This window comes from Modestobacter sp. VKM Ac-2978, assembly GCF_026968025.1.
Classification (GTDB): Bacteria; Actinomycetota; Actinomycetes; order Mycobacteriales; family Geodermatophilaceae; genus Modestobacter.
In genome coordinates, this window is record NZ_JAPVBP010000011.1 from 24,783 (window position 1) to 50,445 (window position 25,663).

Genomic DNA, 25,663 nt, shown 5'->3' on the forward strand with positions numbered 1-25,663 from the left:
GCGGACCACTGTCCTCGGTCGGCCGGTGTGGGCGGGCGGGTCAGGAGACGGAGACGACCGGCGGACCGGACGGGGTGCCCTCGGCGACCTGCGCCTCGGCGATCCGCATGGCCTCCTCGATCAGCGTCTCCACGATCATCGACTCGGGCACGGTCTTGACGACCTCGCCCTTGACGAAGATCTGCCCCTTGCCGTTGCCGGAGGCGACGCCCAGGTCGGCCTCGCGGGCCTCCCCCGGGCCGTTCACCACGCAGCCCATGACGGCCACCCGCAGCGGCACCTCCATGCCCTCGAGGCCGGCGGTGACCTCGTCGGCGAGCTTGTAGACGTCGACCTGGGCCCGGCCGCAGGAGGGGCAGCTCACGATCTCCAGGCCGCGCTGGCGCAGGTTCAGCGACTCCAGGATCTGGTTGCCGACCTTGACCTCCTCCGCCGGCGGGGCGGAGAGGGAGACCCGGATGGTGTCGCCGATGCCCTGGGACAGCAGCGCGCCGAAGGCGACCGCGGACTTGATGGTGCCCTGGAAGGCGGGGCCGGCCTCGGTCACGCCGAGGTGCAGCGGGTAGTCGCACTGGGCGGCCAGCAGCTCATAGGCGCGGACCATGACCACCGGGTCGTTGTGCTTCACCGAGATCTTGATGTCGCGGAAGTCGTGCTCCTCGAACAGCGAGCACTCCCACAGCGCCGACTCGACCAGCGCCTCCGGCGTCGCCTTGCCGTACTTGGCCAGCAGGCGCTTGTCCAGCGAGCCGGCGTTCACCCCGATCCGGATCGGGGTGCCGGCGTCCTTGGCCGCCCGGGCGATCTCGCCGACCTTGTCGTCGAACTTCTTGATGTTGCCCGGGTTGACCCGCACGGCGGCGCACCCGGCGTCGATCGCGGCGAACACGTAGCGCGGCTGGAAGTGGATGTCGGCGATCACCGGGATCTGCGACTTCCGGGCGATGATCGGCAGCGCCTCGGCGTCGTCGGTGTCGGGCACCGCGACCCGCACGATCTGGCACCCGGAGGCGGTCAGCTCGGCGATCTGCTGCAGCGTCGCGTTGATGTCGGCGGTCTTGGTGGTGCACATCGACTGGACGCTGACCGGGGAGTCGCTGCCGACCCCGACGCCCCCGACGTCCAGCTGACGGGTCTTCCGGCGCGGAGCGAGGACGGGCGGCGGAGAGGCGGGCATGCCCAGCGAGACGGTCACGGTAGGTCAGTCTCCCACTTACTGCAGGGTGATCGGGTTGACGACGTCGGCGATGACGAGCAGGCCGGACAACAGGATGAACAACCCCGCCACGGCATAGGCGACCGGCATGAGCCGGGCGATGTCGAACGGGCCGGGATCGGGCCGCCCGCGCAGCCGGGCCACGGTCGAGCGGGCCTTCTCGTACAGCGCGCCGGCGACGTGTCCGCCGTCCAGCGGGTAGAGCGGCACGAGGTTGAACAGGAAGAGCACCAGGTTGACGCTGGCCAGCAGCGACACGAAGAAGCTGAGCTTGTCCACGTTGCTGAACTGCTCCAGGGCGAACGCCTCGCCGGAGAGCCGGCTGACCCCGACCAGGCCGATCGGCCCCTCGCGGTCGCGCTCCTCGCCCATGAACGTGGCCCGGAACAGCTGCGGGATGCGCTCGGGGATCTGCACCAGCCGCTGGACCGACTCGACGACCACGGTGCCGAAGTAGCCCGGCAGCGAGCTCAGCGGCTGGCCGACGTACTCCGTCGCGGACTGGACGCCGAGGTACCCGACCTCCTCGGTGCCGTCGGGTTCACCGTCGGAGTCCGGGTCGGTGTAGACGGTGTTCTCGATCGGGGTGACCGTGAGGTCGAGCTGCTCGGGAACGCCCTGGGCGTCCTCGCGGGCGACGGTCAGCGTCAGCGGGGTGCTGGCGCTGGCCTGCACCGTCTCGACCAGCGCCTCCCAGCCGTCGCCCGGCTCCTGGGTGACGGGCTCGCCGTCGATCGCCAGGATCGTGTCCCCGGCCTGCAGCCCGGCCTGTGCGGCAGGGCCGGCCGGCGGCAGCGCACAGTCGGCCGCACCCGCCTCGCAGACCTGCCCCTCGGGCGTGATCGGGACGGTGCAGGGGTCCGCGGCGGCGGCACTGGCGGCCCCGGCGGGCAGCACGCAGTCGGGCACCGCCGCGATCGTGGTGGTGGTCGTCGGCAGGCCGATGCCCACCAGCAGGACCAGGAAGAGCAGCACTGCCAGCACCAGGTTGTGGAAGGGACCGGCGAACATCACGATCACCCGCTGCCACCACGGCTTGGCGTAGAAGACCCGGCCGCGGTCGGTGGGCAGGACGTCGTTGAGGGCCGCCCCGCGCACCTCGGCGATGAAGCTGCGCATCCGGGTGGCGCGCTTGCTCTCGCCCTCCTCGGCCGGCGGGATCATGCCGACGATCCGGATGTAGCCGCCCAGCGGGATCGCCTTGATCCCGAACTCGGTCTCGCCGCGACGGAAGGACCACACCGTCGTCCCGAAGCCGACGAAGAACTGCGGCACCCGCATGCCGAACTTCCGGGCCCAGTAGAAGTGCCCGAACTCGTGGAAGCCGATGCTGAACAGCAGCCCGACGGCGAAGGCGACGATCCCGAGGACCGTCAGGAGGAACCCGCTCAGCTCAAGCTCCGTCTCGGGTTGTCCGCGTCGATGGCGACGCGGGCGTGCTCCCGGGCCCACTTCTCAGCGGCCAGCACGTCCTCGACGCAGGTGGGTGCGCCGAGGTCCGGCGCGGCGTCGAGGGTACGCGCGATGACCTGCACGATCCCTGGGAACGAGAGGTGTCCGGCGGTGAATGCGGCGACCGCCTCCTCGTTGGCCGCGTTGTAGAGCGCCGGGACGACGCCGCCGGCCTCCCCCGCCTGCCGGGCGAGTCGGACCGCCGGGAACACCTCGGAGTCCAGCGGCTGGAACTCCCAGGTGCTCGCGGCCGACCAGTCCAGCGCGGGCTGTACGTCCGGCAGCCGGTCCGGCCAGGCCAGCGCCAGCGCGATCGGCAGCCGCATGTCCGGCGGGCTGGCCTGGGCGATCGTCGCGCCGTCGGTGAACGTCACCATCGAGTGGACGATCGACTGCGGGTGCACCACGACGTCGATGTCGGCGTACGGGACGCCGAAGAGCAGGTGGGCCTCGATCAGCTCCAGCCCCTTGTTCACCAGGGTCGCGGAGTTGATGGTCACCACCGGGCCCATGTCCCAGGTGGGGTGGGCCAGCGCCTGCTCGCGGGTGACTCCCGCCAGCTCCTCCGCCGTCCGGCCCCGGAAGGGACCGCCGCTGGCGGTGAGCACCAGCCGGGCCACCTCGCCCCGCTGACCCCCGCGCAGGCACTGGGCCAGCGCGGAGTGCTCGGAGTCGACCGGCACCAGCTGGCCCGGGGCGGCCGCCGCCGTCACCAGTGCCCCGCCGGCGACGAGCGACTCCTTGTTCGCCAGCGCCACCGTGCGCCCCGCGGCGAGCGCGGAGAGCGTCGGCCGCAGCCCGATCGACCCGGTGATCCCGTTGAGGACGACGTCGGCCGGACGCGTGGCCAGCTCCTCGGCGGCGCGCGGGCCGGCCAGGATCTCCGGGAGCGCGTACTGGCCCTGGGCCCAGCCGCGCTGCTGCGCCGCGGCGTAAAAGGCGAGCTGCAGGTCCTGGGCGGCGGTGGCGCGGGCGATGGCCACGGTGCGCACGCCCAGGGAGAGGGCCTGCTCGGCCAGCAGGGCGACGTCACCCCCACCGGCGGCGAGCCCGGTGACCCGCAGCCGGTCCGGGTTCTGCCGGGCGACGGCGATCGCCTGGCGCCCGATCGACCCGGTGGACCCCAGCACGGTGACCGTGCGGGGTTCGGTGCTGCGCGGCTGGCTCATGCACGTGATCCTGCCAAGCCCGCCGAGTCCACGTCTCGCCGCCAGGCGCGGTACCGCCACCACAGCCTCTGGCGGTCCACACTTGACGACGATCCGTCCGTGACCGACTGATCTCGACAGCCACACCTCATCCAGATCTGGACGGATCAGCCGTCGGTTGTCACTCGTTGGGCAACTTCTCGGCGTGTCGTCCCACCGAGCAACAATCCGAGTCGTTGCGTGCCGATACTCCTCCCGATGGCTCGGACGTCCGGGCCCGGACCCGACGGAGAACCCTCATGTCCCGCATGTCCCCGCTCCGCGCCTCCGTGGCGACCGGCCTCAGCCTCGGCACCGTGGGCCTCGGCATCGCCTTCGCGCCGGCCGCCCTGGCCGCCGACCTGCCCCCGCTGCAGGGTTCGTCCACCGCGGTGATCGGTCAGCCCTACACCCTGACCGGCACCGAGTGTGCGGCGACGGACCCCAGCAAGCCGGCCATCGCCTACGTGGAGATCCTGGCCGCGGCAGATGCCAACGACCCCGCAGCCGAGCCGGTGCTCAGCCTGGCGGGCCCGGTGGAGGCCGGCACCTGGACCGCGGCGCTGGAGTTCCTGCCCGAGGCGACGCCGGGCGGCTACGTGGCCTTCGCCATCTGCGAGCCCTACGACGGCGGGGAGACCGATGACGGCACGGACTGGCTCCTCTACCCCGAGTTCGGGTTCACCCTGCAGGCGGCTCCCGTGACGCCGACGCCGGTCACGCCGACGCCGGTCACCTCGCCCCCCAGCACCCCGACCACCGTCGTCCCGACCGGCGAGCTGCGCGGCGAGACCGCGAACACCGTCGGCGTGTCCAGCACCAAGACCGCCTCCACGACCGGCGCCAGCGCCGTCCAGGGCACGAAGATCGTCAAGGTCCTCACCGGCTTCAAGCCCGGGGAGAAGGTCACCGTCACGCTGCACTCGGACCCGCAGACGGTGGGCACCTTCACCGCCGACGGGAACGGCACCGTGACGGCCACCTTCACGCTGCCGGCCGGCACCCCGGCCGGTGAGCACGACCTGGTCTTCGAGGGCGACATGGGCACCTACTTCCAGGAGTCCCTGACGGTCACCGCCGCCAGCTCCGCGGACTCCGACGACCTGGCCTACACCGGCGCGAGTGTCGCCCTGCCGCTGTCGCTGGGTGGCGGGCTGCTCGTCGCCGGCGCAGGTGCGCTCTACGCCCTCCGGCGCCGTCCGGCGGGGGCCGAGCAGGCCTGAGCATGACCCTTCCGCACGACGTGGACGCCGGCCAGGAGACTCCTGGCCGGCGTCCGCCGCGTTCCCGCACACGTGCGCGGCGCTGGGCGCGCGTCGTCCTCTCCGTCCTCGCCCTGCTGGTGGTCGCCCTGGGCGCGGACGCAGCCGTGCTCGCCGGCCGGTTGGAGCAGGTCGACGTCGACCTGTCCGACGGCCCCGGGGACGCCGACGGACGGACCTGGGTCCTCGTCGGACTCGACTCGCGCACGAACCTCCCCACCGACGCCGCCACCGATGCCTTCGGCACACCTGAGGACGTCCCCGGCAGCCGCGCGGACGTGGTCGTGGTGGTCCACCAGACCGACGCCGGCACCACCGTGTTCTCGGTGCCGCGCGACGTGGTGGTGCGCACCGACCGACGTCCCGGTCGACTCGCACTCACCTGGTTGCGCGGACCACAGGCCACCGTCGAGGGACTGTGCCAGCTCGGCATCCCCACCGACCACCTCCTGACCGTGGACCTGGGCGGCTTCGCCGCGGTGGTCGACGCCGCCGGCGGCCTGGACGTCGACGTCCCCGAGCCGGTCCGCGACCAGCCCGCCGGGCTCGAGCTCACCCGCGCCGGCCACCAGCACGTGGACGGCGCCACCGCCCTGGCCCTCGTGCGCTCCCGGCACCCCGAGCACCTGGTCGACGGGGAGTGGGTGCCGGCGCCCACAGCCCCCGACGGCCGCGCCACCGCCGCCGGCAGCGTGCTCGCTGCCCTGATGGACCAGGTCCGCGCCACGACCCCGCGACCATGGCGCCTGCAGTCGGTCGCCTGGGCGGCCTCCGCGGCCATCGCCACCGATCCGGACACCTCCGTCGGGGAGCTCACCTCACTGGCCCGCGCAGACGTGGCCGACGTACGGGTCCTCCCGGTCGGCAACCCGGTGGGCGGCACGATCGCCCGGCTGCCCACGGCGGACACCACGGCCGCGCTCGCGTCGGCCGGGCTCTCGTGCAGCCGCTGACCGAGCACACGCGTCGCGCCACGACCGCGCCGAGCGGGTGGAGCGCACCGGGGCCTGGCAAGATGGGCGCCGTGAGTGAGCACAGTGGCCGGGGCCAGGGGCAGCAGACGAGCGCCAGGGTGGTCGAGCAGTCCGCCCGCGAGGAGGGCATCGTCCGCGCGGGGTCGACACCCGTCCACGACGAGCACCCTGCGGACTGGGGGTGGCACGCCGAGTCGGGCCGGGTCGGCCGGATCACCGGCTGGCTGATGGTGCTGGGCCTGCTGGCCCTGCTGTTCGGCAACCACGACGGCCAGGTCGAGAACCTGTGGATCCTCGGGTTCGTGCTCACGCTCGTGGTCATGCTGCTGTGGGACATCCGCCGGCGGAAGAACGCCTGGCGCTCCCGCTAGCGCCCCGGCCGCCGATCTGCGGCCCGCGATCTCGACAGTGGCCGTCTCCCCTCGGGGGAGGCGGCCTCTGTCGTACCTGCGGTCCTCCCCACCCAGACCTCACTGGACAGAGATAACGGTGGATGACTCCATCTCGGGCAATGTCGACTCCTCTTGCGGTGGACAGTTCGGATAGAGGATGTGCACATCTGACCGACTCGTCCGCGTGTCGCACAGAAAACTGCCAGCCAGGAAGTCGGGTCGGCTAGAAAGTGCGCAACGGACCCGCAAAGCCCGGGCCGACACACACACGGAGGAACCCCGATGAGCCGCCTGTCCCGCACCCGCGTCGCCGTCGTGACCGGTCTGACCCTCGGCACGGCCTCCGCGGGCCTCCTCCTCGCCCCCGCCGCGCTCGCCGCGCCTGCCGCGCCGTCCGTCGCGCCGTCGAGCACGCTCGCCCCCGGTGCCACCTTCACCATCTCCGGCGCCGACTGCACCCAGGCCTCCGACACCGACGCGGAGCCCATGGCCGTCATCACGCCCGACAGCGACGACCCCGGCTGGGGCGACGGCGGCCCGGTCAACGCCGACGGCACCTGGACCCTCGAGCTGGACGCACCCGCCGAGGTGGGCACCTACTCGTACCGGCTGTTCTGCGACCAGTACACGACCGACTTCCAGTACCCGAACGTGACCATCACGGTCACCGCCGACGGCAAGCCCGCCCCCGCCCCCGCCCCGGCCGCCTTCGTGCCGGGAGCGACGCCGAACACGCCGGGCATCTCCGTCACCAAGAACAGCACCACCAGCAACGTGGCGAAGCCGGGCCAGCAGATCACCCACGTGCTCAAGGGCTTCAAGCCCAACGAGAAGGTCACCCTGGTCCTGCACTCCACCCCGGTGACCCTGGGTGTCTTCACCGCCGACGCCAACGGCGTGCTGACCGCGACCTACACGCTCCCCGCCGGGACGACGCTGGCCAACCACACCCTGGCCTTCGACGGCGACGCCGGGAGCCACTACGAGATCGCCCTCACGCTGACCGCGGACGGCAAGGCGCTCGCCTACACCGGCGCCAGCGTCACCCTGCCGCTGGTCGCGGGCACCGTGCTCGTCGGCGCCGGCGCCGGCGCCCTGGTCCTCAGCCGCCGCCGCACCGCGGGAGCCACGCAGGCCTGACACGACCCCAGCACCACGACGGACGCCGGCCAGGACCTCCCTGGCCGGCGTCCGCTGCGTTCCCGGGTCGACGAGGTGGCGGCGGACGCCGGGACGTCGTGCCAGCGCTGAGCCGGCGTCAGCTGACGGCCACGCCGATCGCGCTGCCGATGAGGTAGGTCGCGCCGGCGGCCAACGCCCCGAACAGCAGCTGGCGCAGGGCTGACCACCACCACGGCCGCGGGGTGAAGCGCGAGGACAGCGCACCGGCGACCGCCAGGCCCACCCCGCCGCACACCAGCGCCACCCACAGCAGGTCCAGCCCGAACAGGTAGGGCAACAACGGCACGGCCGCGCCGACCGAGAACGTCACGAACGAGGAGACCGCAGCCACCTTCGGCGACGGGGTGTCCTCCGGACTCAGCCCCATCTCCGCGACGACGTGCAGCCGCAGCGCCGTCTCCGGGTCCCGGGACAGCTGCACCGACACCCGCTCGGCGAGGTCGTCGTCCACCCCGCCGGCGCGCAGCAGCGCGACCAGCTCGTGCCGCTCCCCCTCGGGGTTGCGTTCCAGTTCCCCGCGCTCCTTGGCGACCTCGAGCTCGAGCTGCTCGTTCTGGGTGGTCACCGACGTGTACTCGCCCAGCGCCATCGAGATGGCCCCGGCGACGAGGCTGGCGACGCCGGAGAGCACGACCGTCTGCGCCGCGGCACCGCCGGCGCCGACCCCGGCCACGAGGGCCGTGTTGGTCACCAGACCGTCCATCGCGCCGAAGACGGCCGCCCGCAGCCAGCCGCCGGAGACGTCGGCGTGACTGTGCTCGTGCGCCTCCGCGTCGGGGGACACGGTCAGCCCTGGTCCGACTCGGCTCCCAGCGGGACGGCGTCCTCGACGGTGGGGACCGGGACGGCGACGCTCGGCACCCCGTCGACCTGATCGGCGGCGGCCAGCTGACCGCAGGCGCCGTCGATGTCCGAACCGCGGGTGTCGCGGACCGTGGTCGGGACGCCGGCAGCGCGCAGCCGGGCGACGAACTCCCGCTGCGCGGGCAGCGGGCTGGCGTCCCACTTGCTGCCCGGGGTCGGGTTGAGCGGGATGAGGTTCACGTGCGCCAGCCGCTTCGCCAGCAGCTTCCCGAGCAGGTCGGCCCGGAACGGCTGGTCGTTGATGTCCCGGATGAGCGCGTACTCGATCGAGTAGCGGCGACCGGTGCGGCGGGCGAAGTCGTCGGCGGCGCCCAGCACCTCGTCGACCTTCCAGCGGGTGTTGATCGGCACCAGTTCGTCGCGCAGCTCGTCGTCGGGGGCGTGCAGGCTGACCGCCAGGGTGACGTTGAGCCCCTCCTCGGTGAGCTTGCGGATCGCCGGGACCACGCCGACCGTCGAGACGGTCACCGAGCGCTGGGCCAGGCCCAGCCCGTGCGGTGCCGGGGTCAGCAGTGCGTCGAGCGTCTTGCGCACCCGGGCGTAGTTGGCCAGTGGCTCCCCCATGCCCATGAAGACGACGTTGGACAGCCGACCGGGCCCGCCGGGGATCTCGCCGTTGGCCATCGCCGCGGCCGCCGCGACCGCCTGGCCGATGATCTCTGCCGCAGAGAGGTTGCGGGTCAGGCCGCTCTGGCCGGTCGCGCAGAACGGGCAGGCCATGCCGCAGCCGGCCTGGCTGGAGATGCAGACGGTGGCGCGCTCGGGATAGCGCATGAGCACGCTCTCCACCAGGGCCCCGTCGTGCAGGCGCCACAGCGTCTTGCGGGTGCGGCCGCCGTCGGCCGACTGGTGCCGGACCGGGGTCAGCAGCCCCGGCAGCAGCGCCTCGGCCAGCTCCGCGCGCGACGCGGCCGGCAGGTCGGTCATCTGCTCCGGATCGGTCACCCCGGCGTAGAAGTGCCGGGCCAGCTGGTCGGCCCGGAACGCCGGCTGACCCAGCTCGACGGCCGCCGCGCGGGCCTCCGCTCGGGTCAGGTCGGCGAGGTGCCGAGGCGGCTTGGTGCGGCGGGGGGCCTCGAAGACCAGGGGCAAGACAGTCATGACGAGGTCCATGCTCCCACCACCGGGCCGCTGGGGGTGGCTCAGCGAGGGTGAGATGGCTCCCGGGGAGGAGCCCGGGGAGGCGCCGGGGCCCCGTCAGCTCCGGCCGAGGGCCTCGGCCGGCGTCGCCGACGGGTCGGGTGCGCCGGACGGCGTGGACGTCGGGGTGGGCGACGGCGAGGGCGAGGGCGTGGGCGTCGGCGTCGGCGTCGGCGTCGGCGTCGGCGCAGGGCTGGGGGCGGGGGTCTCCTCGGGGGCGACGATCGGCGGGACCACCTCGCCATCGCCGGACGGTCCGTCCCCGGAGCCGTCGGGGACCTCTGCGTCGCCGCCGGGGTCGGTGGCGTCGGGATCCGGGCCCTCGGGACCGGGGGCCTGCGGATCGGGGTCCACCGGCGCGCACGCCGGGACCGTGACGGGGGCGTCGGGGTCGGTGCCCTCGTCCGGGGTCTGGCCGTCCTCGGGCACGGTGGCCGGGCAGTCGCCGTCCGGCACCGTCGGGTTCCTGACCGGGTCGATGGGCGTCGGGCCGACCGGGGCAGGGTCGACCGGGGCAGGGTCGACCGGAGCCGGGTCGACCGGAGGGGGGTCGACCGGGACGGGCGGCGCCGGAGGGCCCGACACCGGCTGCACGGCGGAGCCCGCGGGCTCGCGCGACTGCACGTCGGCCCGCGGCGCCGCCACCACCCGGAACGTGCGGCCCCGGGCCGACGAGGTGGCCACCGGGATCGATGCGACCCGGAGATCAGGTGTCGCTGCCGCGCTCGGCGGCCCGGCCGGGGCCGTGGGGGGCGGGGTGTCCACGTCGCCGACGCCGGCGCCGAGTGCAGGCAGCCCGTTCACGCGGGGCGCGGGCGACCGGTTCGCCGTCGTCGGCGCAGTCCGCTCGTCGGCGTCCCGCTGTACTGCCGCGACCGAGGGGCCCGCGCCGTCCGAGCCGCCGGGCAGAGTGAAGCCGGCCACGACACCGGCGACGACGAGCACCGCCGCGGGGAGGAGCACGCGGTACCGCCGCCGACCAGCAGCAGCCGGCGGCGTGCGGACGGCGGGGAGGGTGCCAGCGGGCCCGGAGTCGCGTGCGCCGGCATCGGTGGGCGCGGGCAGCGCCTCCGCCGCCTCGATGTCGGCAGCCCAGGCGGCGAGCTGCGCCTGGCGCTCCCGCTCGGCGGTGCGCTCGGCCGCCTCCAGTTCGGCCAGGGCAGCGACCAGCTCGGCGGACGCCCCCGGGACCAGGTACTGCAGGTCAAGCCGCAGCTGAGGCTCGGACGCCGGCGCCGGCTCGGGGAAGGCGTTCGCAGACGGCCGCGCAGGCGCTGCCCCGGGTGCGGCATCGACCCACTGCGGCAGCCAGGCCTCGTCCCACGGAGCAGCGTCGGACGGCGACTGACCGGTGTGGCCGTGCTCGGCCGGCGCGCGGTCCGCCGACTCGTCGATCGTCGCTCGGTCCAGCTCCGGCACCTCGGCCTCCGACACCTCGACCCCGGGGGCCTCGGCCTCCGACTCCTCGGTCGTCGGCCACTCGGTCGCCGCGTCGCTGGCCGTGGGAGCGCCACGCTCGGGGCCCACCGCGACCGGCTCGTCCGCGCCGCCCGCCGGCACGGGCGCCGCAGACGCCTGCTCCTGCAACGACTCGTCACCTCGCGGTGGGCCCGACGCCACGGCCACTCCTCCCCGGCCGGTCGCCGTCTCGGCCACCGTTCGCGGCCGAGCCCGGACACCAGACCCGAACGGCCATGCTGCCGGAGAGGAGCGCGCCCATCCGGTAGGCGCGGCGTGATCGCCCGGTCACACTGCGCTCGGCCTCGCCGATCAGCCGCGCTCGCGCACCACGCTGAGATCGGCGTGCTCCCGGACCCAGGCGTGCATCGCGATCCCTGCCGCGACCCCGGCGTTCAGCGACCGCGTCGAGCCGAACTGGGCGATCGACACCGTGAGTGCGGCGCCGTCCCGGGCCGCTGGGGTGAGCCCGGGACCCTCCTGCCCGAACAGCAGGACGCAGCGGCGCGGCAAGGAGACGGTCTCCAGCGGAACGGCGCCGGGGCCGTTGTCCACCGCCACCACCGTCAGGTCCTCGGCCGCTGCGAACCCCAGCAGCCCGGTCACCTCCGGGTGGTGGCGCAGGTGCTGGTAGCGGTCGGTGACCATGGCGCCCCGCCGGTTCCACCGGCGCCGGCCGACCACGTGCACCTCCGCCGCCAGGAAGGCGTTGGCGGTGCGCACGACCGTGCCGATGTTCAGGTCGTGCTCGAAGTTCTCGATGGCGACGTGGAACGGGTGCCGTCGCGGGTCCAGGTCGGCGACCACCGCCTCCAGCCGCCAGTACCGGTAGCGGTCCACCACGTTGCGCCGATCGCCCTCGGCGAGCAGCTCGCGGTCGTACCGCGGATCGGTCGGCCAGGCACCGACCCACGGGCCGACGCCGACCGACCCACCCCACTCGGTCGGCCCGGGCACCTCGTCGTCCGTGAGCCCGTCGTCCGTGGCCTCGCCGTCTGTCGGCCGGGCGTCCGTCGCCTGGCCCGTCGTCCCGTCCGTCACCGCCGCGGGCTCAGACCGGCGCGACCATCGACAGGATCAGCCACGCGACCGCGGCCGAGGGGAGCAGGGAGTCCATCCGGTCCATCAGACCGCCGTGGCCGGGCAGCAGGTCGCCCATGTCCTTGATCCCCAGGTCCCGCTTGATCAGGGACTCCCCCAGGTCGCCCAGGGTCGCGGTGACCGCGATGGCGACCCCGAAGAGCACGCCGCCCCACCACGGCCCGTCGAAGACCAGCGTGATCAGCAGCGTGCCGATGAGCACGCAGGCCGCGACCGACCCGGCCAGCCCTTCCCAGGACTTCTTCGGACTGACCGTGCGGGCCAGCGGGTGCTTCCCGAACAGCACGCCCGCAGCGAAGCCGCCCACGTCACTGCAGACCACCGTGCCGATGAACGTCAGCACCCGGGCAGCACCGTCGTCGGGTGCGAGGAGCAGGACGGCGAACCCGGCCAGCAGCGGTACGTAGAGGGCGACGAAGACCGCGGCCGACGCATCGCGCAGGTAACCGACCGGGCCGTCGCCCAGCCGCCAGAGCAGCACGGCGAAGACGGTGAGCAGGAAGGCGATGACCAGCCCCGAGGGGCCGCGCGTCCAGGCCAGGGCCGCCATCACGACCGCCCCCACCAGGACAGGCGTGCGCGGCGGCCGGTGACCGCCCTTCTCCAGCGCCCCGCTGAGCTCGAAGACGCTGATCAGGACGGCGGCGGTGACGACGGCGAGGAAGGAGGGCCGCCAGAGCAGCAGCGTGGCGAAGACCACCGCTCCGAGCGACAGCCCGACCCCGACCGCGGCGGCCATGTCCCGCCCGGCCCGCCCGACGGCCCGCGGTGCGCCACTCGGGGTGTCCTGCGGGGGCTCTCCGGTGACCTCGGCACCCAGGGCATCGGGCACCGCGGTGAGCGGGGCGTCGGCGGGCGCCTCCTCGTGGCCGGCTTCCCGATCCGGCGCCTCGACCGCCGGCCCGCCCGGCATCAGCGACACGGCGTCGGCGCCCTCGTCGTCCGGGCGCAGCTCGTTGGTCTCCGGCCCCGCGACCGGCCCGGGGCGCGCCGCGCGGGGCCCGACCGCGGGTCGCGGCGGCACCGGCGGCTGGTCGATCCGGACCAGCGGTCCGGTGTCGGGGTCCTGGCGTGCTGCCGGCCCCTCCCCCTTGCCGCCCGGGCCGTCGGCGATCCCGGCCCGGCTGCGGGCAGGCTGACGGCCCGAGCCGAGGGGCTCGGGGCGGTGCGGGTCGCGGGTCACGGCAGCGTCCGGAGGTCGACTCAGACGTCCAGGAGCTCGGTCTCCTTGTTCTTCATCGCCTCGTCGATGCTGGCGACGTGTGCCGCGGTGAGGTCGTCGAGCTCCTTCTCCGCCCGGCGCACGTCGTCCTCGCCCGCCTCACCGTCCTTGTTGATCCGGTCCAGCTCCTCCTTGGCGCGGCGACGCACGTTGCGGATCGAGACCTTGGCGTCCTCGCCCTTCGACCGGGCCATCTTCACCAGGTCGCGGCGGCGCTCCTCGGTCAGCTGGGGGAAGACCACCCGGATCAGCGACCCGTCGTTGGTGGGGTTCACGCCCAGGTCTGAGTTGCGGATCGACTTCTCGATCGCCTGCAGCTGGGTGGCGTCGTAGGGCTTGATGACCGCCATCCGCGCCTCCGGCACGGTGATCGAGGCCATCTGCGGCACCGGGGTCAGCGCGCCGTAGTAGTCGACGAAGATCTTGTTGAACATGGACGGCGCGGCGCGGCCGGTGCGAACGGAACCGAGGTCCTCGCGAGCGACCGACAGGGCCTTGTCCATCCGCTCCTCGGCGTCGAGCAGGGTGTCGTCGATCACGGGTCTTCTCCTCCTGCGGCAGCTGCCGGGGTCTGTGCGGTCTGCGGGTGGGGCGGTGCCCGGCGTGCGCCGCCCCGATCGACGTCCGGCCCGGTCAGGGCCGGGCGCTGATCAACGTGCCGATCCTCTCACCTGCCACCGCGCGGGCGATGTTGCCGTCGCGCAACAGGTTGAACACGACGATCGGCATCTGGTTGTCCATGCAGAGGCTGATGGCCGTGGCGTCGGCGACCTTGAGCTGCTTGGCCAGCACCGTGCCGTAGTCCAGGTCGGAGTACATCGTGGCCGCGGCGTTGGTGCGCGGGTCGTCGTCGTAGACGCCGTCGACGCCGTTCTTGGCCATCAGCAGCACCTGGCACTCGATCTCCAGTGCCCGCTGCGCGGCGACCGTGTCGGTCGAGAAGTACGGCATCCCGGCGCCGGCTCCGAAGATGACCAGCCGCCCCTTCTCCATGTGCCGCATCGCCTTGCGCGGGATGTAGGGCTCGGCGACCTGCCCCATGGTGATGGCCGTCTGCACCCGGGTCTCGAGCCCGGCCTTCTCGCAGAAGTCCTGCAGGGCCAGGCAGTTCATCACCGTGCCGAGCATGCCCATGTAGTCGGCGTGACCGCGGTCCATGCCGGCCTGGGAGAGCTCCGCGCCACGGAAGAAGTTGCCGCCACCGACGACGACCGCGACCTGGGTGCCGGAGCCGACCACGGCGGCCAGCTGCTCGGCGATGGTGCGGATGATCACCGGGTCGACCCCGACCTTGCCGCCACCGAAGGCCTCACCGGAGAGCTTCAGCAGGACCCGGCTGTAACCGGACCCGTCCAGCGGGGCGAAGGCGGTGGGCGCGGACTTCAGAGCGGTCACGGGCGTTCCTCGGTTCGGTGTCGGTTGGATCGATCCTGCCGCATCCGGCGGGCGTGCGCGGGGGCCCCGGCGGGTCCGGACAGACCACCGGCCCCGTCCTGGTGAGAACGGGGCCGGTGGATCTCCGTGGGCTGAGCGGTCTCAGGCCTCGGAGGTGCAGCTCAGGCCTGGCCGACCTCGAAGCGGGCGAACCGGTCGACGGTCAGGCCGGCGTCGGCGATGACCTGCTTGACGGTGCGCTTCGGCTCGGTGATCGAGGGCTGCTCGAGCAGGACGAAGTCCTTGAAGTAGGCGTTGACCCGCCCCTCGACGATCTTGGTGATCGCCTGCTCGGGCTTGCCCTCCTCCTTCGCGGTCTGCTCGGCGACCCGGCGCTCGGTCTCCACGGCGTCGGCGGGGACCTCCTCGCGGGTCAGGTAGCGGGGACGTGCGGCGGCGATGTGCATCGCCAGCGAACGCGCCGCGTCCGCGTCGCCGCCGGAGTACTGCACGGCGACACCGATGGCCGGGGGCAGGTCGGTGGCCCGCTTGTGCAGGTAGACCGCCGTGGTGCCCTCGAAGACGGCGAATCGGGAGAGCACCAGCTTCTCGCCGATGCGGGCCGACTCCGACTCGATGAGCTGGGCGACCGACTGGCCGTCGACCTGGGTGGCCATCAGCGCGTCGACGTCGGCCGGCTTCTCGGTCACGACGAGGTCGAGCAGGCGCTCGGCGAGCTTGACGAAGTCGGCGTTCTTGGCGACGAAGTCGGTCTCGCAGTCGAGCTCGAGCAGGGCCCCGTCGCGGCTGACGACCACGCCGTTGGTGGTCGAGCGCTCCAGGCGCTTGCCCACGTCCTTGGCGCCCTTGACGCGCAGGAACTCGATGGCCTTGTCGTAGTCGCCATCGGCCTCGGTCAGGGCCTTCTTGGAGTCCATCATGCCGGCGCCGGTGGCGTCACGGAGACGCTTCACGTCGGCTGCGGTGAAAGCAGGCATGTCACTTCCTCTGATCGGTGGTGGTGCGGGGCGCGGACCCCGCGAGGTGAGGTGCCGGCCTGGGGCCGGGCAGACGGCGGCGCCGCCCTTCCTCGCACGCGGCGGGGAGGAGCGGCGCCGACCGGTCAGCCGTTCTGCGCGCCCTGGGTGCCCGTGGTCTGGTCACCGGTGGCGGGGACGCCCTCGACCGGGGCGACCTCGTTGGCCGTGACGGCCGGGGGGTCGGCCGGGGTCTCGGGCAGCTCGGTGGCGGCAGCCGGGGCGGCCTCGGCCTCGGTGGCGGCAGCCGGGGCGGCCTCGGCCTCGGTGGCGACGGCCGGGACGACCTCGGCAGCCGGGGCGGCGGCGTCAGCGGCGCCACCGGTCAGCAGCTCGCGCTCCCAGTCGGCCAGCGGCTCGGCGCCGGCCGGTGCCTCGGCGCCGTCCTCGCCACGACCGGCGTTGGCCTGCGCCGCGGAGCGGGCCATGAGGCCCTCGGCGACCGCGTCGGCGATCACGCGGGTCAGCAGCGCCGTGCTGCGGATGGCGTCGTCGTTGCCCGGGATCTTGTAGTCGACCTCGTCGGGGTCACAGTTGGTGTCGAGGATCGCGACGACCGGGATGTTCAGCTTGCGAGCCTCGCCGACGGCGATGTGCTCCTTCTTGGTGTCCACGATCCAGACGGCGCTGGGCACCTTCTTCATGTCGCGGATGCCGCCGAGGGAGCGCTCGAGCTTGGCCTTCTCACGGGAGAGGACCAGCTGCTCCTTCTTGGAGAGGCTGACCAGCGCGCCGGTCTGCTCGAGGTCCTCGAGCTCCTTGAGGCGCTCCAGCCGCTTGTAGACGGTCTGGAAGTTGGTGAGCATGCCGCCCAGCCAGCGCTGGTTCACGTAGGGCATGCCGACGCGGGTCGCCTGCTCGGCGATGACCTCCTGCGCCTGGCGCTTGGTCCCGATGAACATGATCGAGCCGCCGTGGGCGACGGTCTGCTTCACGAACTCGTAGGCCTGGTCGATGTAACCCAGCGTCTGCTGGATGTCGATGATGTAGATGCCGTTGCGCTCGGTGAAGATGAACCGCTTCATCTTCGGGTTCCAGCGACGGGTCTGGTGCCCGAAGTGGACCCCGCTGTCGAGCAGGTTCTTCATGCTGACGACTGCCACGTGGCGCCGCCTTCCTTCTCGTGCGCGGGCGGCCGGGGGCCGACGCCGCGCTGCTCGGTTGTCGCGGACACACCGGGAGGTGCGCCGCCCTGGTGTCCGGCTGCGCCACCGAAACCCGCCAGGAGGCGGGACCGAGGTGACGACTGCCCCGCTGCAGCAGCGGGAAGAGGACACGCGAAGTCGATCCGCCGGAGGCGGACCGCATCGACGAGCATACGCCCTGGGCGACCGCGGTCCGACCGGGTCGTCCCCAGGGCCCCCGGGCGTCCACGACCTCGCGCCGGCGCCTCCGCTCGGCGACGTCCGACGGCAACCTCTGGCGGGTGTCCCCACGCCGCGTTCCGCTCGCCGCACTGGTCGTCGCCGTCCTGCTGACCGGCCTGCCGGGGGCATCGGCCGCCCCCACCGCCGCGTCCACCCCCGCACCGGCACCAGCCGCCGGACTCTGGGGCTGGCCCCTGCCGGGCACACCCACGGTCGGTCGGCCCTTCGACGCCCCGGCGACGCCGTACGCGGCCGGGCACCGCGGGGTGGACCTGACCGGCGCGATGGACGGACAGGTGCTCTCCGCCGGCGACGGGGTGGTCGCCTTCGCCGGGATGGTCGCCGGCCGGCCGGTGGTCAGCGTCGACCACGCCGACGGGCTGCGGACGACGTACGAGCCGGTGACCGCGGGGGTGGCCGCCGGTCAGTCCGTGGCCCGGGGCTCCCCGCTGGGCGTGCTGATGGCCGGGCACGCCGGCTGCCCGGTGGACGCCTGCCTGCACTGGGGCCTGCGCCGTGGCGAGACGTACCTGGACCCGCTGGCACTGCTGCGTCCGCCGCGGGTGCGACTGCTCCCGTGGCACTGAGCCCACCGGACGGCGGTGACGGCGCTACCGTCCGGGCGTGCGTTGGCGACGGAAGAAGGCCCCCGAAGAGCAGGCCACCGAGCAGCAGGCCCCCGACCAGGACCCCGGTCAGGCGCTGGAGGGCCTGCGGCAGGTGGTCGACCGGTTCGGCTGGGCGGTGCTGCACGGCGGCGGAGGCGGCGCCGGTGACCCGCGGTGGTCGCACACCGTGGGGCTGACCGCGCTCGGGCACCCCGAGGTGATCGTCGTGGGGCTGCCGTTCCCGGCCGGGGAGAAGTACCTCAACCTCGTGGGTGAGGCGGTGCGCGGCGGTGCCCGCTTCGGCCCCGGCGCGGCCACGACGGGGCTGACCGACGCCGACTCCCCGGTGGTCTTCCTCGCGGTCGAGGACACCGCACGGCTCGCGGTCGCCGAGCAGTTCTACGGCTCGATTGAGGTGCTCCAGCTCGTCTGGCCGGACTCGACCGGCCGGCTGCCCTGGCAGGAGGGCCACCGGAACCCGCCGGAGGCCCAACCGCTGCTGGGGCCGCTGCCGGGTGACGAGTCGCCCAGCAGCTGAGCCCAGCTGCCCTCGGTCCCGACCGGGATCAGCGGCCCTCGATCAGCAGCTGCCCGATGAGGTCGGGGTCGACATGACGACGACCCCAGGGCTGCCGTCATGCCGGTCCGGGCGGACGTCAGCAGCGGCCGACGGCCGTCCGGGTCAGGCGATGTCGGCGAGCTTGGTGCGCAGGTGCAGGACGGCCTTGGTGTGCAGCTGGCAGATCCGGCTCTCGGTCACCCCGAGGACCCGGCCGATGTCGGCCAGGGTCAGGCCCTCGAAGTAGTAGAGGCTGACGACGACCTTCTCCCGCTCGGGGAGCTGCTCGACGGCGCGGGCCAGCAGCTGCCGGGCCTCGCCGTGCTCGGCCATCGCCTGCGGGTCCAGCGCGCTGGTGTCCTTGAGCGTGTCACCCAGGCGGGGAGCGGAGCCGTCGTCGTCCACGAGGAGCTCGTCGAGGGCGACCACGTTGACCAGGGACAGCTGGCCGAGGAACTTGCGGATCTCCTCGACGTCCATGTCCATCTCGTCGGCGACCTCTTCGTCGGTCGGGCTGCGCTGGAGCTTCGACTCCAGGGCCGCGACCGTCCGCTCGTACTGCCGGGCCTTCATCCGGACCGAGCGCGGGATCCAGTCGGTGGACCGGAGCTCGTCGATGATCGCGCCGCGGATGCGGGCCATCGCGTAGCTCTCGAACTTGATCTCCCGTTCGGGCTCGAAGCGGGTGATCGCGTCGATCAGCCCGAACGTCCCGTAGGACACCAGGTCCGCCTGCTCCACGTGCGCTGGCAGGCCGCTGCCCACCCGGCCGGCGACGTACTTGACCAACGGCGCGTAGTGCAGGATCAGCCGGTCGCGCAGCCCGGTGTCCCGGTTCTCGACGTAGCGCGACCAGAGCTCGATCACGTGGGCGTCGGGGTCCCCACTCGCACCGACCTGCCGGACCGTCGCCTCAGACACCTGCACTCCCCCGCTCGAACTCTGCTGTTGCGTGCACCGACGCCGTCCTCATGCCCGCGGATGAGCGCGGGCGTGGACCGCCCGGAGCCGCTCGACGGTCACGTGCGTGTAGACCTGCGTCGTCGCGAGGCTAGCGTGACCCAGCAGTTCCTGAACGCTGCGCAGGTCGGCGCCGCCCTCCAGCACGTGGGTGGCGGCGGAGTGCCGCAGCCCGTGCGGGCCGACGTCCGGGGTGCCCGGCGCGGCAGCGACCGCCGCGTGCACGACCCGGCGGGCCTCCCGCGGGTCCAGCCGGCCGCCGCGCACGCCGAGGAACAGCGCCGGTCCACTGCTCCCCGTCGCGAGCACCGGACGGCCCCGACCCAGCCACGCCTCCAGGGCGTCGGCCGCCGGGGCGCCGAACGGCACGCTGCGCTCCTTGCGGCCCTTGCCCAGCACCCGCAGCAGCCGGCGCCCGCGGTCGACGTCGTCGACGTCCAGCCCGACGAGTTCCCCGACCCGCACCCCGCTGGCGTAGAGCAGCTCGACGACCAGCACGTTGCGCAGCCGCAGCGCCGTGTCGGCCGGGGTCTCCTCCTCGGCCGGCGGGCGCGCCGCCTCCTCGAGCACCGCACGGGCCTGGTCGGCGCCGAGCACGCCGGGCAGCGTGCGGTGCGCGCGTGGGCTGGCCAGCCGCAGCCCGACGTCCTCGGCGACCTGACCGCTGCGGCGCAGGTGGGCGGTGAACGAGCGTGACGACGCGGCCCGCCGGGCGGTGGTGGACCGGCTGTCCCCGCGGGTCCGTCCCTGGGCCAGCCAGCTGCGCAGGGTGGCGAGGTCCAGGTCGGCGGCCGTGTGACCGCTGCGCCGGACCAGGTGGTCCAGCAGCGAGACGACGTCTCCGACGTAGGCCCGGACGGTGTGCTCGGACAGGTCCCGCTGGAGCCGCAGGTGCTCCTCCCAGCCCGCGAGCGACTCGGCGAGCGCAGGCGGGAGCGCGGCGCGCAGCTCTGCGGTCCCGGTGGCCATGGGCGCAGCGTCCGTCGGCGAGGCGGGCCGGTCAACCGGGCGCGCCGCAGACCGGGCACCGCGGCCATCCACCCGGCAGGGGTCACCGAGCCGGCTCGCGCTCCCTGGGCGGCCGACGGACCCGCCAGCCGGTGCCGGTCCACTCGACGAGGTCGGCGAGCTCCAGGGCCGGCAGCACCCGCAGCACGTCGACCACCGAGCACCCGGCGACCGCGGCCAGCCGCTCCGGCGGCACCCCGATCCGGACCGGGCAGGCGTCCAGCACCCGCCGGGCGACATCGGACAGCGAGTCACCAGGCACGGTCGCCCGCTCCACCGGCGGCGCTAGGTCCTCCCCCAGCCTGCCCACCGCCTCCAGCACCTCGGCCGCCGACGTCACCAGCGCCACGGCGTGCCCCTGGTCCCGCAGCAGCTGGTGACACCCCACCGACATGGCGCTGGTTACCGGGCCGGGGACGGCCATCACCGCCTTGCCCAGCTCGCGCGCCCGGTTGGCGGTGGCCTGCGCGCCGGAGCGGGCAGCCGCCTCGACCACCACGGTGCCCCGCGTCAGTGCCGCGATCAGCCGGTTGCGCACCAGGAAGCGGTGCCGCAGCGGCGCGCACCCGGGCGGCCACTCGCTGACCAGCAGCCCCTCGTCGAGCACCCGGGCGAACAACGCCGAGTGCGCACCCGGATAGACCCGGTCGACCCCGCACGCCAGGACGGCGACGGTCGGCGCCCCGGCGGCCAGCGCACCCCGGTGCGCCGCGGCGTCGATCCCGAAGGCGCCCCCCGAGACGGTCGTCCAGCCCCGCTCCCCCAGCCCGTGCGCCAGCTCCCCGGCGACGTGCTCGCCGTAGGCCGTCGAGGCCCGCGACCCGACCAGCGCGACGGACCGGTCGACCAACCCGGTCAGCGACGCCGCCCCGCGCACCCACAACGCCAGGGGCGGCACCAGCGTGAGCGTGCGGTTCGGCAGCCGACCGTCCACCAGCCCCCGCCCGTCCTCGGTGGCGAGGGCCAGGGAGTGCAGCGGCAGCGCCGGCCACTCCGGGTCCTCCGGCGTCACCAGCCGGCCTCCACACCGTTCCACCCGCCGCAGGTCCTCGACGCTGGCGTCCTCTCCCGCCCGGGCACCGGCCACCGCCTGCACCTCGGCCGGGGCGGTGCCCGCCCGCAACGCAGCGGCAGCCGCCACCGGACCGGCGTCCTCCACGAACCGCCACACCGCGACCGACCCCGGCTCCAGCGCCCGGGACAACCACGCGCGCGCCCGCCGCACCTCGGGGTCGACACCGCCGCTCATGCCGCGGCTCGCTGCAGGCGCATGCCCAGCGCCTCGGCGACCTGGTCGGTGCCGGGCACGGTGAGGCCTCCGAGGTCGGCCAACGTCCACGCGACGCGCACCACCCGGTCGAAGCCGCGCACCGACAGCGACCCGCGCTCCAGTGCCCGCTCCGCCAGCGCGAGCGCCGCGCGCGGCACCGGCCAGCGCTCCCGCAGCAGCCGCCCCGGCACGTGGCTGTTAAGCGCCAGGCCGCTGCCGGCCAGCCGTTCGGCCGCCGCACCCCGCGCGGCCCGCACCCGTGCCGCGACGACCGCAGTCGACTCCGGGGTGCCCAGGCCGTCCAGCCAGGCGGCCCGGGTCACCGGCGGCAGGGTGACCCGCAGGTCGATCCGGTCCAGCAGCGGCCCGGACAGCCGCGACTGGTAACGCCGGCGTTCCAGGGCGCTGCAGGTGCAGGCGGTGTCACCGGCCGCACTGGCGCAGGGGCAGGGGTTGGCGGCCAGCACGAGCTGCGCCCGGCACGGGAAGGTCGCCGACCCGTTGGCCCGGTGGATCGTGACTGCGCCGCGTTCCAGTGGCTGGCGCAGCGTGTCCAGCACGGCCCGGGGGAACTCCGGCGCCTCGTCCAGGAACAGCACCCCGCGATGCGCACGGCACAACGCTCCGGGACGGATCTGGCCGGAGCCGCCGCCGACCAGGGCGGCCATCGTCGCCGAGTGGTGCGGCGCCTCGAACGTCGGCCGGGTCACCAGCGGTGCACCGGGCGGGAGGGTGCCGGCGATGGAGGCGATGGCGGTCACCTCCAGGGCGGCCTGCTCGTCCAGCGGCGGCAGGAGCCCGGGCAGCCGTTCGGCGAGCATGGTCTTGCCGGCACCCGGCGGCCCGCTCAGGAACAGGTGGTGGCCACCGGCGGCGGCCACCTCGACCGCCCGGCGTCCCGCGGCCTGCCCCACCACGTCGGCCAGGTCGGGCCCCGGTGGCGCCGGGGCGGCCGCGGCCCGGACGTGCGGGGCGAGCACGGCCTTCCCGGCGAGGTGGGCCACCACCTGACGGAGGCTCCCGGCCGCCAGCACGGCGATGCCCTCCACGAGCCCCGCCTCCTCCGCATTCTCCTCCGGCACCACCACCTCGCGGTGGCCGGCCCGCGCAGCAGCCAGCACGGCCGGCAGCACCCCACGGACGGCCCGCAGCGACCCGTCGAGCCCGAGCTCCCCCAGCAGCACCAGCTCCCGGACGGCGGCCGCGGGCACCACCCGGGCACCGGCGAGCACGGCGACGGCCAGGGCGAGGTCGAACCCACTGCCCTGCTTGGGCATGGCCGCCGGCGACAGCCCGATGGTCACCCGGCGCAGCGGGAACTCGTGCCCGCTGTTGAGCAGCGCGGCCCGCACCCGGTCCACCGACTGGCGCACGACGGCGTCGGGCAGCCCGACCAGCGCCACGGTCGGCACCCCCGGCGCCAGGTCGACCTCCACCTCGACCATCGCCCCCTGGACGCCGGCCAACCCCACCGACCAGGTCTGCGCGAGCGCCATCAGAACGCGTTCCGCAGATGCGTCACCCGGGCCGGCCCGGACGACGGCACGTGCACCCCGACGACGTCGAAGCGCAGGTCCGGGGCGTGCTGGTCGTGCGCCGCCAGCCAGGCACGGGCCAGCGACCGCAGCCGGCGGCGCTTGCTCGCGGTCACCGCCTCGGCCGGGTGCCCGAACCCGGTGCCGGTGCGCGTCTTCACCTCGCAGAAGACCAACGCCTGGCCGTCCCGAGCAACGACGTCGAGCTCACCGTCTCGGCAGCGCCAGTTGCGGTCGAGGACCTGGAGGCCGGCGTCGGTCAGCGCCCGGACGGCGACCCGTTCGCCGTAGGCACCGAGGGCGGCGCGGTGGCCGGGCGGGGACTTCTGCGGATTCGGCACCCGTCGACCGTCGCCGTCGGGAGGCCGGCGGGGCCAGGGCCCCGGCCGGGTTGTGGACGGACGGCCGCACTGTGGACGGCGGCCGGCGGACCCGCCTCAGCACCGGCCAGGGTGACCGGCGACCGGGATCAGGGCAGGCGCGGGTTGTCCGGCAGCTCCAGGTCGGGCTTGTCCAGCTCTTCCACGTTGACGTCCTTGAACGTCACCACCCGGACGTTCTTCACGAACCGGGCCGGGCGGTACATGTCCCACACCCAGGCGTCGGAGAGGGTCAGCTCGAAGAACACCTCTCCCCCGGCGTCACGCACCTGGAGGTCGACGCTGTTGGCCAGGTAGAAGCGTCGCTCGGTCTCCACGACGTAGGAGAACTGCCGGACGATGTCCTTGTACTCGCGATAGAGCTGCAGCTCCATCTCGGTCTCGTACTTCTCGAGGTCCTCGGTGCTCATCGCGCGTGCTCCATCGGGGCCGGGGACGTCAGTGCCGCAGCCGGGGTTCCGGGCGGCACCGGTCCATCATCGTGCATGGCCGCTGCTCCCGGCAGGGGTGGCGTCCGCGCGGCGTGTGCGGCCCGGGCCCGCGCGACGTTGACGAAGCGCATCCGGTGTTCCGGGCACGGCCCGTGCTCGTCGAGGGCGGCGCTGTGCGCGTCGGTGATGTACCCCTTGTGCTCGGCGAACCCGTACTGCGGGAAGCGCCCGTCCAGCTCCAGCATCGTCCGGTCCCTGGTGACCTTGGCCAGCACCGAGGCGGCCGCGACGCAGGCCGCCACCCGGTCCCCCTTCCACACGGCGAGGGAGGGCTGGGACAGGCCGCTGACCGGGAAGCCGTCGGTGAGCACGTAGTCGGGGCACGGGTCGAGCACCCGGACGGCGCGACGGAGTGCCTCGATGTTGGTCACGTGCATGCCGCGCGCGTCGAGCTCCCCCACCGGGATCGCGATCACCGACCAGCAGATCGCCCGGTCGACGACCTCCGCGTAGACCTCGTCCCGGGTGGCGGCGGTGAGCAGCTTGGAGTCGGCCAGCCCGGGAACCCGCCCGCGGCGTCCGGCGGGGAGCACGCACGCAGCGGCCACGAGCGGGCCCGCGCAGGCGCCCCGCCCGGCCTCGTCCGCCCCGGCGATGGCGGCGAACCCCCGGCGGCGGAGCGAGCGCTCCATCGTCCAGAGGTCGTCGGCGGGGTCTGCAGCACCAGGTCGAGCGGCCATCGCCTGCCGACCCTACGTCGCTGCCCCGGACCCGCCAGGGCACCCGGTGGGTCCGCGTCCGATCGCACCCCGGAACGCACCACGAGCCGATCCCTGGGGGAACAGGGACCGGCTCGGGGCGGCTGGTCAGCGGCGCGGACGCCGATCCGACCGGCGTGCCGGAGCGGAGCCCGCTCCGGCGGTCCATCCGGCCCGCGCCACCGTGGGTGCGCGGACCGTGGTCGTGGCTGCCGGGTCAGGCGTCGGCAGACGTGAGGGCGTGTGCCCCGCAGGAGCAGCCCGGGTTGCGCGCAGACAGCACCAGGGAGACGGCGTGCGCCCGGTCGCGGGCGCCCAGCTTGCGCAGGATGGCCTTGACGTGGGACTTCACGGTGTCCTCGGAGATGAACAGGTTCTTCCCGATCGCCCGGTTCGACTGGCCCTGGAGCAGCTCGTCGAGCACGTCGGACTCCCGGCGGGTCAGCGGCACCTCCGGGGTCAGCTCCCGCGACACCGGCTCCGCCGAGCCCTCCCCGCGACGGATCTGCGGGTCCACCACGGTGCGCCCGGCCCGCGCAGCCAGCACCGCCCAGCCCAGCAGGGTCGGGGAGGTGTTCATCAGCAGGTAGCTGCGCACCCCGGCGGCCAGCGCCTCGTTCACCACACCCGGGTCCTCCGACGTCGCCAGCGCCACCACGGCCAGCTGCGGGAACCGGCGACGCAGGTCCCGCACCGCGTTCAGCGTGGCCGCCCGGCCGGTGCCCAGCTCCACCACCACCGCGTCCGGCCGAGCGGACTCGGCCAGGGTCAGCGCGCGACGCGGCTCCCCCGGGGTGCCCACCGCCTGCATGCCGGCGGTCTCGTTGATCATGCCGACCAGCCCACGGCGCAGGACCGGGGCGTCGGCGAGGATCAGGACGCGGGTGACGCCGCGGGGGGTGCTCACCATCGGGGTAGACACAGCT

At 74.1% G+C, this 25,663-nt stretch carries 26 protein-coding genes; 6 read left to right on the forward strand and 20 right to left on the reverse strand.

What is annotated here, in order from left to right; translation table 11 throughout:
- Nucleotides 1-40: 40 nt before the first annotated feature.
- Genes ispG through dxr form a run of 3 tightly spaced genes read right to left on the reverse strand, consistent with a single transcriptional unit; the run spans nucleotide 41 to nucleotide 3,837 of the window.
- Nucleotides 41-1,195 (reverse strand): flavodoxin-dependent (E)-4-hydroxy-3-methylbut-2-enyl-diphosphate synthase, encoded by a 1,155-nt coding sequence (gene ispG / locus O2W53_RS22220; RefSeq protein ID WP_036339862.1) that lies wholly within the window; start codon nucleotides 1,193-1,195, stop codon nucleotides 41-43.
- A gap of 18 nt (nucleotides 1,196-1,213) precedes the next feature.
- Nucleotides 1,214-2,668, reverse strand: coding sequence for a M50 family metallopeptidase (locus O2W53_RS22225; protein ID WP_269165243.1), 1,455 nt, complete (start codon nucleotides 2,666-2,668; stop codon nucleotides 1,214-1,216).
- Nucleotides 2,605-3,837, reverse strand: coding sequence for a 1-deoxy-D-xylulose-5-phosphate reductoisomerase (dxr, locus tag O2W53_RS22230; RefSeq protein WP_269165244.1), 1,233 nt, complete (start codon nucleotides 3,835-3,837; stop codon nucleotides 2,605-2,607). The genes O2W53_RS22225 and dxr overlap by 64 nt, the downstream gene beginning before the upstream one ends.
- A gap of 278 nt (nucleotides 3,838-4,115) precedes the next feature.
- Between dxr and O2W53_RS22235 the strand changes: the two genes are divergently transcribed.
- The 4 genes from O2W53_RS22235 to O2W53_RS22250 all read left to right on the forward strand — a co-directional run bounded on the left by O2W53_RS22235 (nucleotide 4,116) and on the right by O2W53_RS22250 (nucleotide 7,623).
- Nucleotides 4,116-5,078 (forward strand): hypothetical protein, encoded by a 963-nt coding sequence (locus O2W53_RS22235; RefSeq protein ID WP_269165245.1) that lies wholly within the window; start codon nucleotides 4,116-4,118, stop codon nucleotides 5,076-5,078.
- Nucleotides 5,079-5,080: 2 nt separating this feature from the next.
- On the forward strand, nucleotides 5,081-6,070 hold the full coding sequence (locus O2W53_RS22240; RefSeq protein ID WP_269165246.1) for an LCP family protein: 990 nt from the start codon (nucleotides 5,081-5,083) through the stop codon (nucleotides 6,068-6,070).
- 62 nt (nucleotides 6,071-6,132) lie between these two features.
- On the forward strand, nucleotides 6,133-6,462 hold the full coding sequence (locus O2W53_RS22245) for a DUF2631 domain-containing protein (protein ID WP_269165247.1): 330 nt from the start codon (nucleotides 6,133-6,135) through the stop codon (nucleotides 6,460-6,462).
- Between the two features lie 303 nt (nucleotides 6,463-6,765).
- On the forward strand, nucleotides 6,766-7,623 hold the full coding sequence (locus tag O2W53_RS22250; RefSeq protein WP_269165248.1) for a hypothetical protein: 858 nt from the start codon (nucleotides 6,766-6,768) through the stop codon (nucleotides 7,621-7,623).
- A 118-nt stretch (nucleotides 7,624-7,741) separates the two neighbouring features.
- Here O2W53_RS22250 and O2W53_RS22255 read toward each other — a convergent pair whose 3' ends face one another.
- The 9 genes from O2W53_RS22255 to rpsB form a co-directional block, all read right to left on the reverse strand.
- Nucleotides 7,742-8,449: a VIT1/CCC1 transporter family protein gene (locus O2W53_RS22255; RefSeq protein WP_269165249.1), complete on the reverse strand. Its 708-nt coding sequence runs from the start codon at nucleotides 8,447-8,449 to the stop codon at nucleotides 7,742-7,744.
- Between the two features lie 2 nt (nucleotides 8,450-8,451).
- Entirely contained in the window at nucleotides 8,452-9,630 is a 1,179-nt protein-coding gene (rlmN, locus tag O2W53_RS22260) for a 23S rRNA (adenine(2503)-C(2))-methyltransferase RlmN (protein WP_269165250.1), read from the reverse strand.
- Between the two features lie 96 nt (nucleotides 9,631-9,726).
- Complete coding sequence (locus O2W53_RS22265) at nucleotides 9,727-11,289, reverse strand: hypothetical protein (protein WP_269165251.1); 1,563 nt, start codon at nucleotides 11,287-11,289, stop codon at nucleotides 9,727-9,729.
- Nucleotides 11,290-11,439: 150 nt separating this feature from the next.
- Nucleotides 11,440-12,084 carry a TrmH family RNA methyltransferase gene (locus O2W53_RS22270; RefSeq protein ID WP_269165252.1) on the reverse strand — a complete coding sequence of 215 codons (645 nt, stop codon included), beginning with the start codon at nucleotides 12,082-12,084 and terminating at the stop codon, nucleotides 11,440-11,442.
- A 94-nt stretch (nucleotides 12,085-12,178) separates the two neighbouring features.
- Nucleotides 12,179-13,411: a phosphatidate cytidylyltransferase gene (locus O2W53_RS22275; protein ID WP_269165253.1), complete on the reverse strand. Its 1,233-nt coding sequence runs from the start codon at nucleotides 13,409-13,411 to the stop codon at nucleotides 12,179-12,181.
- 20 nt (nucleotides 13,412-13,431) lie between these two features.
- Complete coding sequence (frr, locus tag O2W53_RS22280) at nucleotides 13,432-13,989, reverse strand: ribosome recycling factor (protein ID WP_166755318.1); 558 nt, start codon at nucleotides 13,987-13,989, stop codon at nucleotides 13,432-13,434.
- A gap of 94 nt (nucleotides 13,990-14,083) precedes the next feature.
- Complete coding sequence (gene pyrH, locus O2W53_RS22285; protein ID WP_269165254.1) at nucleotides 14,084-14,845, reverse strand: UMP kinase; 762 nt, start codon at nucleotides 14,843-14,845, stop codon at nucleotides 14,084-14,086.
- Between the two features lie 161 nt (nucleotides 14,846-15,006).
- Nucleotides 15,007-15,822 (reverse strand): translation elongation factor Ts, encoded by an 816-nt coding sequence (gene tsf / locus O2W53_RS22290; RefSeq protein WP_269165255.1) that lies wholly within the window; start codon nucleotides 15,820-15,822, stop codon nucleotides 15,007-15,009.
- 125 nt (nucleotides 15,823-15,947) lie between these two features.
- A complete protein-coding gene (gene rpsB, locus O2W53_RS22295; RefSeq protein WP_269165256.1) occupies nucleotides 15,948-16,964 on the reverse strand; it encodes a 30S ribosomal protein S2 in 1,017 nt (338 codons plus the stop codon).
- A gap of 323 nt (nucleotides 16,965-17,287) precedes the next feature.
- On the opposite strand from rpsB, the gene O2W53_RS22300 reads away from it, so the two are divergent.
- Both O2W53_RS22300 and O2W53_RS22305 read left to right on the forward strand, forming a co-directional pair.
- On the forward strand, nucleotides 17,288-17,815 hold the full coding sequence (locus O2W53_RS22300; protein WP_269165257.1) for a M23 family metallopeptidase: 528 nt from the start codon (nucleotides 17,288-17,290) through the stop codon (nucleotides 17,813-17,815).
- Between the two features lie 37 nt (nucleotides 17,816-17,852).
- On the forward strand, nucleotides 17,853-18,374 hold the full coding sequence (locus O2W53_RS22305; RefSeq protein ID WP_269165258.1) for a DUF4262 domain-containing protein: 522 nt from the start codon (nucleotides 17,853-17,855) through the stop codon (nucleotides 18,372-18,374).
- 144 nt (nucleotides 18,375-18,518) lie between these two features.
- On the opposite strand, the gene whiG is transcribed toward O2W53_RS22305, so the two are convergent.
- The 8 genes from whiG to O2W53_RS22345 form a co-directional block, all read right to left on the reverse strand.
- Nucleotides 18,519-19,316 (reverse strand): RNA polymerase sigma factor WhiG, encoded by a 798-nt coding sequence (whiG, locus tag O2W53_RS22310; RefSeq protein ID WP_036339894.1) that lies wholly within the window; start codon nucleotides 19,314-19,316, stop codon nucleotides 18,519-18,521.
- A gap of 48 nt (nucleotides 19,317-19,364) precedes the next feature.
- Nucleotides 19,365-20,324, reverse strand: coding sequence for a tyrosine recombinase XerC (locus O2W53_RS22315; RefSeq protein ID WP_269165259.1), 960 nt, complete (start codon nucleotides 20,322-20,324; stop codon nucleotides 19,365-19,367).
- A gap of 82 nt (nucleotides 20,325-20,406) precedes the next feature.
- The gene (gene dprA, locus O2W53_RS22320; RefSeq protein WP_269165260.1) at nucleotides 20,407-21,612 is read right to left on the reverse strand and encodes a DNA-processing protein DprA; all 1,206 of its coding nucleotides are present in this window, start codon (nucleotides 21,610-21,612) and stop codon (nucleotides 20,407-20,409) included.
- Nucleotides 21,609-23,129, reverse strand: a complete 1,521-nt coding sequence (locus tag O2W53_RS22325) for a YifB family Mg chelatase-like AAA ATPase (RefSeq protein WP_269165261.1) — start codon at nucleotides 23,127-23,129, stop codon at nucleotides 21,609-21,611. The genes dprA and O2W53_RS22325 overlap by 4 nt, the downstream gene beginning before the upstream one ends.
- A complete protein-coding gene (locus O2W53_RS22330) occupies nucleotides 23,129-23,509 on the reverse strand; it encodes a YraN family protein (protein ID WP_269165262.1) in 381 nt (126 codons plus the stop codon). Before O2W53_RS22330 ends, O2W53_RS22325 begins: the two co-directional genes overlap by 1 nt.
- 128 nt (nucleotides 23,510-23,637) lie before the next feature.
- Nucleotides 23,638-23,958: a DUF2469 domain-containing protein gene (locus tag O2W53_RS22335; RefSeq protein ID WP_036339823.1), complete on the reverse strand. Its 321-nt coding sequence runs from the start codon at nucleotides 23,956-23,958 to the stop codon at nucleotides 23,638-23,640.
- Nucleotides 23,955-24,719, reverse strand: a complete 765-nt coding sequence (locus O2W53_RS22340) for a ribonuclease HII (protein ID WP_269165263.1) — start codon at nucleotides 24,717-24,719, stop codon at nucleotides 23,955-23,957. The genes O2W53_RS22335 and O2W53_RS22340 overlap by 4 nt, the downstream gene beginning before the upstream one ends.
- 235 nt (nucleotides 24,720-24,954) lie before the next feature.
- Nucleotides 24,955-25,647 carry a response regulator transcription factor gene (locus O2W53_RS22345; RefSeq protein WP_269165264.1) on the reverse strand — a complete coding sequence of 231 codons (693 nt, stop codon included), beginning with the start codon at nucleotides 25,645-25,647 and terminating at the stop codon, nucleotides 24,955-24,957.
- Nucleotides 25,648-25,663 lie beyond the last annotated feature (16 nt).